The 8,299-nt window shown below is 70.5% G+C and carries 9 protein-coding genes; 5 read left to right on the forward strand and 4 right to left on the reverse strand.

Translation table 11 applies throughout. From position 1 onward, the window contains the following. The first annotated feature begins 69 nt into the window (after positions 1–69). A complete protein-coding gene (locus ACFO0C_RS17055; protein ID WP_378067614.1) occupies positions 70–750 on the forward strand; it encodes a winged helix-turn-helix transcriptional regulator in 681 nt (226 codons plus the stop codon). Between the two features lie 10 nt (positions 751–760). Here the strand turns inward: ACFO0C_RS17055 and ACFO0C_RS17060 are convergent, their stop codons facing one another. Together ACFO0C_RS17060 and ACFO0C_RS17065 are read right to left on the reverse strand one after the other, a co-directional pair. Beyond that, positions 761–2,782 (reverse strand): hypothetical protein, encoded by a 2,022-nt coding sequence (locus ACFO0C_RS17060; RefSeq protein ID WP_378067615.1) that lies wholly within the window; start codon positions 2,780–2,782, stop codon positions 761–763. 65 nt (positions 2,783–2,847) lie between these two features. Continuing rightward, the gene (locus tag ACFO0C_RS17065) at positions 2,848–3,588 is read right to left on the reverse strand and encodes a hypothetical protein (protein WP_378067616.1); all 741 of its coding nucleotides are present in this window, start codon (positions 3,586–3,588) and stop codon (positions 2,848–2,850) included. A 23-nt stretch (positions 3,589–3,611) separates the two neighbouring features. Between ACFO0C_RS17065 and ACFO0C_RS17070 the strand changes: the two genes are divergently transcribed. The 3 genes from ACFO0C_RS17070 to ACFO0C_RS17080 all read left to right on the forward strand — a co-directional run bounded on the left by ACFO0C_RS17070 (position 3,612) and on the right by ACFO0C_RS17080 (position 6,238). Beyond that, positions 3,612–4,448, forward strand: a complete 837-nt coding sequence (locus tag ACFO0C_RS17070; protein ID WP_378067617.1) for a phosphotransferase — start codon at positions 3,612–3,614, stop codon at positions 4,446–4,448. Positions 4,449–4,519: 71 nt separating this feature from the next. Further along, positions 4,520–5,032 carry a SigE family RNA polymerase sigma factor gene (locus tag ACFO0C_RS17075; protein WP_378067618.1) on the forward strand — a complete coding sequence of 171 codons (513 nt, stop codon included), beginning with the start codon at positions 4,520–4,522 and terminating at the stop codon, positions 5,030–5,032. Between the two features lie 24 nt (positions 5,033–5,056). Next, positions 5,057–6,238: a hypothetical protein gene (locus ACFO0C_RS17080; protein ID WP_378067619.1), complete on the forward strand. Its 1,182-nt coding sequence runs from the start codon at positions 5,057–5,059 to the stop codon at positions 6,236–6,238. A gap of 67 nt (positions 6,239–6,305) precedes the next feature. Here the strand turns inward: ACFO0C_RS17080 and ACFO0C_RS17085 are convergent, their stop codons facing one another. Both ACFO0C_RS17085 and ACFO0C_RS17090 read right to left on the reverse strand, forming a co-directional pair. Continuing rightward, entirely contained in the window at positions 6,306–7,094 is a 789-nt protein-coding gene (locus tag ACFO0C_RS17085) for an alpha/beta fold hydrolase (RefSeq protein WP_378067620.1), read from the reverse strand. A 71-nt stretch (positions 7,095–7,165) separates the two neighbouring features. After that, positions 7,166–7,831 carry a DUF4097 family beta strand repeat-containing protein gene (locus tag ACFO0C_RS17090; RefSeq protein WP_378067621.1) on the reverse strand — a complete coding sequence of 222 codons (666 nt, stop codon included), beginning with the start codon at positions 7,829–7,831 and terminating at the stop codon, positions 7,166–7,168. A gap of 229 nt (positions 7,832–8,060) precedes the next feature. Here ACFO0C_RS17090 and ACFO0C_RS17095 point away from each other — a divergent pair. Beyond that, positions 8,061–8,299: helix-turn-helix domain-containing protein (locus ACFO0C_RS17095; protein ID WP_378067622.1), on the forward strand; the 239-nt coding region annotated here is incomplete at its 3' end.

An 8,299-nucleotide genomic window follows, 5' to 3' on the forward strand; every position in this document is an offset into this window, starting at 1 on the left:
CGTAGAAGCCGTCCCCGATGGTCAGAAGTTCGATATTCGAACCGGCCACACCGATGGGATGCTGAGGTGGTGCGCAGCTACGGCCAGTACTGCCCGGTGGCCAAGGCCTCCGAACTGCTCGGTGACCGCTGGATCCTCCTGATCGTGCGAGAGATGATCTACGGCCCGCATGGATTCACCGCCCTCGAACGCAACCTGCCCGGCATCTCCCGGTCGGTGCTGACCGCGCGGATCAAACGACTGCGCAACGACGGCATCATCGAGAAACAGGCCGACGGGCGGTACGCGTTCACCACCGCCGGAGAGGCGTTGCGGCCGGTCGTGCACGCGCTCGGCAACTGGGTGGCGCGCTGGATCCTGGCCGACCCCACACCGGCCGAACTCGATCCCGAGATGCTGATGCTCTACATCTCGCGGCACATCGACCGGGAGGCGCTGCCCGTGCGGCGGACCGTCATCGAGTTCGACTTCCACGGCGAGCCGTCCCGGCGACTGTGGATGACTCTCGAACCCGGTGACATCTCGGTCTGCCTCAGCCATCCCGAGCTGCCCATCGACCTCACCGTCGCCACCACCGTCGGTGACCTGTTCCGCGTCTATCTCGGACGGATGGCGCTGAGCACGGCCGTTCGTGAGGGACGGGTGCGGCTGATCGGGACCACCGGCATGGTCAAGGGCTTCTACCGATGGATGCTGTGGAGCAGTTTCGCGGGGGCCAGCCGGGCCGCCCTCGGTCAGGCGGCGAGCTGATCGCCGGGTTTCAGCGGGCGGGTGCGGGTGCCTTGCGGGACTCGGGGGTGGCGGCGAGGCGGTCGCGGAGGAGGCCGTGCCGGAACTGGTAGACGCTACCGGCACTACGCAGGACACCGCGTTCGTGGGCGTCGGCGAGGCTCCGGGTGAGTCGCAGCGGCAGTCTCCCGAGCGCGGCGAGAACGATGGTGGCCAGGCAGTATTGTCCCCAGGCGCTCAGTAGCACCGCCGCCAGAGGGACCAATCCCATGATCAACCAGGTCATCGGATTTTTCAGCCCGATGCTCTGGGCGAACAGAGCCAACTCGACGGTGCCGACGGTGGCAGCCGACACCAGCGCCGCGTTGCGGTCCAGCGTGAGCGACGCGAGCGGACTCGTCGCCGACGGTGCGGCCACCGCACCGCTGGCAAGCGCCGCGACAACACCGACCGTCGCTGCGAAGACGGCGCCCAGCGTGAAGCTTCCTGTTGCCAGGGCGACGATCAGCAGAAGCGGACAGGTCACAACCAGGAACGACTTCAACGCCGCCCGTGGCGACAAGCGCCGCGGATGATGCAGATCTGTGAAGATCATCCGCCCGAATGCGGTGAACAGACCGATCCCCGATCCGACGCGAAAGGCGATCAGCCCGGGCGACATCTCGTCGTAGACCACGGGAATGCCGGTCAGAACCGCCGACAGCGTGCCGAAGATGGCGACCAGGATGACGAAAGCTATGGACGCCACCTGGACGGCCGACGCCGGGCGGATCTCCGCGATCCGCCACCACGCCAGGTCGTAGGTCCGCTGCTCCCGGAGGTGACCGGCGAGCGTAGCCAGCCACCGCGCCTCCGGGATCTCGGCCGGTACCCCGCGATGATCCGCGTAGGCCGCCGGGATCAGATGTTCGAGCAGGTGCCGCTCGATTCCGTCCCGGCTGCCCGCCCACTCCGCCGTCAGCAACTCCCAGGGATCACGCTCGCGATCCTGGTAGACGGTCCGGGCGAGCCAGATCAACAACGGCGTCGACAACGCCCGGACCAGAGGCGTCCCACTCTCCCGCCGCAGATGATCGAGCACCGGCGACCAGCGCGGAGCGTCCACCCCGGCGCTGTCGGCGAGATGCTGCGCCGCCTCCGCCGACGGAATCGGCTGGAGTTCGACGACCACGGCCGCCGGGATCGGCCCGCACACCTGGACCGCCGCCCGGTACGGCTGCGTCCGGCACGTGACGACGAACTCCCGCCCGGCCGTCGCGGCACGGGACAGCCCGATCAGGGCCGCACGCTGCCGTTCGTCGTCCAGTTCGTCGAGCCCGTCGAGCACCGGCAGCACGAACCCGCCCACCACCAGATCCCGGGCCAGGCTGCGGGACGTCGACCCGGGTCCCGGCACCGACCTGGCCAGCCGCCGGTCCTGGGCGATGAGCTGGTCGGCGATCCAGTCGTCGAGGGACTGGACCGGGTTCCAGGCGGCCGCGCTGAGCAGCACGGTCACCGGCTCGCCCGGGACACGACGGGTGAGCAGCTGCACCGTCAGGTGAATGGCCAGCAGCGACTTGCCCGCACCCGGCTCGCCCAGCATCACCAGCCGTCGCGGCACGTCCCCACGAACGAACACGTCCGCGACCCGCGCGTAGTCGCCGCCGACGTCGACCGGCCCGGCACCGGCCGTCCGGAGGATCGACGCCCAGCTGGCCATCACCGCGCTGGTCCCGGCGTTGACGGCCCACGTGACGTTCAGTGGCCACGGGTCACCGACCCGGCGGGCGGCCTGCTCGGCGGCCCACTGCTCCCGTTGCGCGGCGGCCAGCCTGGCCAGCACGGTCTCGCGCTCGCCGCCGGCGTCGGTGTTGCCGAGACGCCACAGCCAGGTCAGCGCACAGACGCAGGCGGCCGAGGCACTGACCGAACCGAAGACGACGCTCGACCACTTGTCGGCCCGCTCCAGCCCCTCACTGTGCAGGAACCAGGCGAGCAGCAGTGCCGCCACCGTGGCCGCCACCAGCGTGATCAGGAACCAGACGCGGGGGCGCGTTGACCAATTCGGCACCGCACCATGATGGACTTCCGGTCCCGGTCACGACACCACCCGTACGGCTGATCAATCGACGATGATCATTTCGGTAGGGCCACCCTGAGGAAGGCGCCGTGCGGAGTCACCGCGTACTCCAGCCGGTCGACGACGTCGTCGTGGATGGCCGGGCGGATCACGACCGTACCGGGACCCGCCTCGATCTCCTCCGAGCCGGGATCCGGGCCGCCGAGCGCACGCCACGGCAGCGGCCCGGCCTCGATCGGCCAGGCGGCCGGCCCGACCGTGCACAGCACCGCGAACAGCACGAGGCCGGAGATGTCGGCGTCGACGACCGACGAGTACGCCGGATCGACGGTGGCCGCCACCTCGGCCGGGTCCGGGATCCACACACCCGGGTCGACGACCGGACGCCAGCCCGGATCGGCCACGGCTCGGGCGGCCTGCCGGGTCTGCTCGGCGACCGCGTCGAGGTGGTGGAGATGCTCCAATCTGGTCATCGCGCGGCGCAGGGTCGTCCGTACCACCGTGGGGATCTTCTCGGCCGGCCGGAGGTCGGTCCGCAGTGCCCCGGCGAACCGGGCCGCCTCCGCGTCGCTCACCGTCACGACCTCGGCGAGGAGTTGCCGCTCGAAGGCCGGCAGCCGTTCCTGGACATAGCCGGTCAGAGCGTCCATGCCGGTCCAGCCGCCGAGCGCCGCCCGGACCGCGGTGTCGAGAGCGGCCACGTCGCCCGGCGCGGCCGCGAACACGTGATCGCCGGGCGGGAAGAGGTCACAGAGCACCCCTGCGGTGTTCACCGCGAGCACGTCGATGCTGCGCACCCCGGAAGTCTAGGATGCGGACTGTGACCGATCCGCTCGGGAATCTGTCCCCGCGACAGCGTGACCTGCTCACGTCATGGCTCCCCGACGGCGTGGTGGTGAAGGATCACAGCTGGGGCATCGTCGAGACCACGGTCCTGGAGATCACCGACGGTAGTGGGCGGTACATCCTGAAGGCCGGCGGCGCCACCGACCACCACATCGAGCGCGAGCTGCGCGCCCACCACCACTGGCTGACCCCGTGGACCGACCGGGGCCGGGCCCCGCGGCTGGTGCACGGCGACGTCGACGGGAAACTGCTGGTCACCACCTACCTGCCGGGCGAGCTGGTGACCGTGACCAGCCCCGGCGTCTTCCGCCAGGCCGGCGAGCTGCTCGCCCTGCTGCACGGCCACCCCGCCGTCCCGGACGACTACGAGCGCCGCGAGAACGCCAAGTGCCTCAAGCTCCTCGACGGCCCGCACCGCATCACCCCCGCCGTCGTGGACCGGCTCCGCACGCTGATCACCGGCTGGCCCACCGCGCCGGAACCGACGGTGCCCACGCACGGTGACTGGCAGCCGCGCAACTGGCTCGTCCACGACGGGGTGGTCGCGATCATCGACTTCGGCCGCGCCGCGCTGCGACCCGCCTACACCGACTTCTCCCGGCTCGCGGCCCAGGATTTCCGCGACGATCCCGCGCTGGAGAGAGCCTTCATCGAGGGGTACGGGTCGGACCCGCGCACCAACGACGGATGGCATCGTGGCCGCATGCGCGAGGCGATCGGCACCGCCTGCTGGGCCTACGCGCACGGCGAACTCGACTTCGAGGCGCAGGGCCATCGGATGATCGCCGAAGCGCTGGCCGAAGATCTGTGAAGGACGTGTCAACCGGGTGAGCCGCCGGGCCCGTCTCAGTCGCGAACGACATGACGGGGAAGGACACGACGATGGGGGCTGGCTCGGATGACGAGTACACCGAATACGTCTCGGCGCGGATTCCCGCTCTGCGCCGCCTGGCTTACCTCCTGACCGGCGACGCCCACCGGGCCGACGACCTGGTCCAGCAGACGATCACCACGCTCTACGTGAAATGGCAGCGCGCCCGGGCGGCCGGCAACCTCGACGCCTACGTGCGGAAGATGCTCGTCCGCACCTATGTGGACGAGAAACGTCTGGCGTGGGCGCGGGTCGGCCTCTTCCGGGAGGCGCCGGAGCCGCCGCCGGTCACCGAGGCAGGGGCGGAGGACCGTCATCTGGTACGGGCGGCGCTCACCCGCCTGCCGCGGCGCCAGCAGGCCGTCCTGGTGCTGCGCTTCTTCTACGACCTGCCCGTCGACGAGGTCGCCGCGATGCTCGGCTGCACCTCCGGCACGGTGAAGACCCACACCTCACGTGGCCTGGCCACCCTGCGGCGCCTGCTCGGTGACTCCGGGGCTGCCGCTTTCCAGTTCGCGAACTGACTTCTCGCCTCCGAGGGAGTGACGATGCGTACCGATCACGATCTGATCCACCTGCTCGACGACGAGCCACCCACCCCGTCCACCGTCGACGTCCGTGGTGCGATCGTCACCGGCCGCCGCCGCCGGACGATCCGCCGCGCGGGCTTCGCCGGCGCCGCCGTGACGGCACTGGCCGTGACCGCGGTGGTCGCCGTCGGCGGCAACCTGTTCACGCCCCGGCCGGCCGAGGTCGCCGACCCCGCGTTCCCGCTGCCCACGTGCACGGTCGAGACTCTGCCCGGAGTGTCGGACCCGCGGGTGACGGGTCTCGGCGTCACCGGCTCCGACAGCACCGGCCGCTACCACGTGGGCCGCACCGAGCCGGTCGCCGAGGCGGTTCTCTGGGCCGACGGCAAGGCGACGATCGTCGATCTGCCGGGCGAGGGGAAGGCGGCCCTCACCGACGTGAACGCGTCCGGGACGGCGGTGGGCTGGAGGTTCGCGAAGGACGGCGACGCCGAGCCGGTCCCGTTCGTCGTCGAGCGGGGGACGGTGACCCCGCTGCCCGGCGTCGAGCACGGGATCCCGCACGCCATCAACGACTCCGGTGTCATCGCCGGGGAGTCGGACGGCTACGCGGTGCGGTGGGCCTCGCCCCACGACGCGGCGGCCCGGTTGATGCTGTCGTCCGGGACGTACCGGTCGCGTGCGCTCGCCGTCGACCGGGACGGCGTGATCGTCGGCGAGACGGTCAGCGCCGTCGAATGGAGCGCGGTCGTCTGGCCCTCCCTGAACGAGGTGCGTGCGCTCCAGGCGTCCCGCATCGACGGCAGACTGCCCTCGGTCAGGATGGTGAGTGACATCCGCAACGGCTGGATCGTCGGTACGGCGAGCACCACCCTGCGGACTCCGACGAAGGACATCGCTCCGGAGGTCCAGAAGACGGTGACCATGCGATGGGACGTCGCCGGGAACCCGGTCGAGATCATCGACCAGTCGAAGGTGACGCCCGCCACGGTGACCTCCGACGGCTGGATCATCGGCAACGACGCGACGGGCACCCCGGTCCTCTACAACAGCGACGTGACCACGCCGCTGCCGCTCCCGGCCGACAGCCAGGCGGCGACCGATTCCCGATACACGGCCAGCGACGACGGCCGCGTCATCACCGGTCTGGTGGTCCACCCCTCCGGCGCACGCCGTCCGGTCCTCTGGCGCTGTAACTGAATCACCCGTGGGAACGTCCGCGTGGAAGGACCACGCGGGCGTTCCCGCGGGTGGTGGTGCGGTTGCCTCAGGCAGTCGCGACCTCGCGGACGGCCGCGGCGACGGCCGCGTGGTCCTTGCGGAGGATGTGGCTGTGGTTGCTGGGGACCTTCGCGCTGATCCTGATGTGCGGGTTGCGGGCGACCACCTTGCCGAGGCCGGCCCGGATCACCTCCTGCTCGTCGCCCTTGCTGCCCAGCGAGCTGCCGGACGCGAGGACGTAGCGGGTGGGGACGGTGATGGCGTCCATGACGGGACCGAGTTCGCTTTCGCGGGAGATCCGGCCGAGTTCGATGTTGCTGGTGGCCTGCTGTCCGGCGTCGAGCCGGGGGACCAGGCCGGTCGGGCGCAGCAGCGGCATGAACCAGGCCATCCGCTTGAACATCGTCCGGATGCGTTCCTCCATGGCGTCGTCGAGCCAGTCGTGTGGCATCGCGCCGTCGACCAGGACCGCGCCGATCGTCCGGTCCGGGTTGCGGCTGGCCCAGTGCGCGCCGAGGAACGCGCCGTAGGACCAGCCGACGAGCAGCGCCCGGTCGACACCACGCGCGGCGAGGACGGCGTCGATGTCGCGGATGCCCGCCTCGAACGAGTAGTCCGACGAGGTCTTCGACTTGCGGCCGCGGCCCCGTTCGTCGTAGGTGATGTGCCGCCAGTCCGGGCCGAGGCCGGCGATGACGTGTCTCCAGTAGCCCTGTGTCGCGAACTGCCCGTTGAGGTAGAGCACCGGGACGCCGGGGCCGCCGGTGTCGGTGCACGCGAGGGCCGTGTCGTCGATCTCGACCATGCCGGTCCACGGGGTGATGGTGCTGATCATGTCGGGTATCTCCAGTCGAGGGGTGGGGCGGCCGGGCCGGGGGTGGCCCGCCCGCCGGGGGAGTGGAAGGGTCAGATGCTGCGGGCGGTGATGTCGCCCTGTGACGTGGTGGCCCGGATGTCGAGGGCGGTGGTGCCGTCGTTGCGGAGGGAGTTGCTGACCCGGCCGTACGCGGTGCCGGCGTCGAGTGCGGCCGACACCCCGCCGGCGGCCGCGACGGTGATGTCGCCCTGCTGGGTGGTGAGGACGACGGTGCCGCGTACGGCCTCCGCGATCCGGATGGAACCCCGCTCGGTGGTGATCTCGGCCGGCCCGGTGAGGCGTCCCACCTCGACGTCGCCGTCGGTCGCGGTCAGCCGTACGCTGGCCGCCTCGTCGATCTTGATCTGCCGGTAGGCGCCCTCGAACGTGATGTCACCGAGCCGGCCGACACCCCGCAGCTCGGTCGCGGCGGTCTTGGCGTCGACCCGCGAACCGGCCGGCAGCTGCACGGTGACCTCGACGGATCCGGCCGAGCCGAGCAGCCTGTTCGGCGTCCCGCCGACCTCGATCCGCAGAACCCCGTCACCGTAGGTGACGGCTGCCTGCTCGGCGGTCGTGACGTCGCGACTCTTGCCGGGGTCGGAAGGGCGCACCTCGACGACGGTGTCGCGACGGTCGGCGGCGATGAACTGGATGCGGCCGGCCGGAACGTTGAGGACGGCGGCGATCGGGGCGGGGGTGGCGAAGGTCTGCATCGTTCTCTCCTGCGTTCGTAGCTTGTTTCCGATGCGAGAAACGCTACGTTGCTTTCCAGATCTAGGCAACGTCATAGTTGCAATGGCGTGGGGTATATGAAGCTCAAGTCCTTGAAAACGTTGCAACAACCCGGGAGGTAATGCAACGCTGAAGCCGCGTTGCATTGCAATGATTCAGGAGTGAAAGCTATGCTGGCCGGGCCGGAGACCGAAGATCGAGGAGACCGTGATGCCGGGAGGCAGACTCACCCAGCAGGAGCGCCAGCAGATCGCCCTGGGGCTGGCCGACGACCTGCCCTACGCCGAGATCGCCCGTCGGCTCGACCGCCCCACCTCGACGATCACCCGTGAGGTGATGCGCAACGGCGGCCCCAACGGCTACCGCGCCGACCTGGCCCATCGTGCTACCGAGCGCCGCGCCCATCGCCGCCGCCGCGCTGCCGCGGCCGATGGCCCGTCGTCAGGCGG

It is taken from the genome of Actinoplanes subglobosus, assembly GCF_042650585.1.
Classification (GTDB): domain Bacteria; phylum Actinomycetota; class Actinomycetes; order Mycobacteriales; family Micromonosporaceae; genus Actinoplanes; species Actinoplanes subglobosus.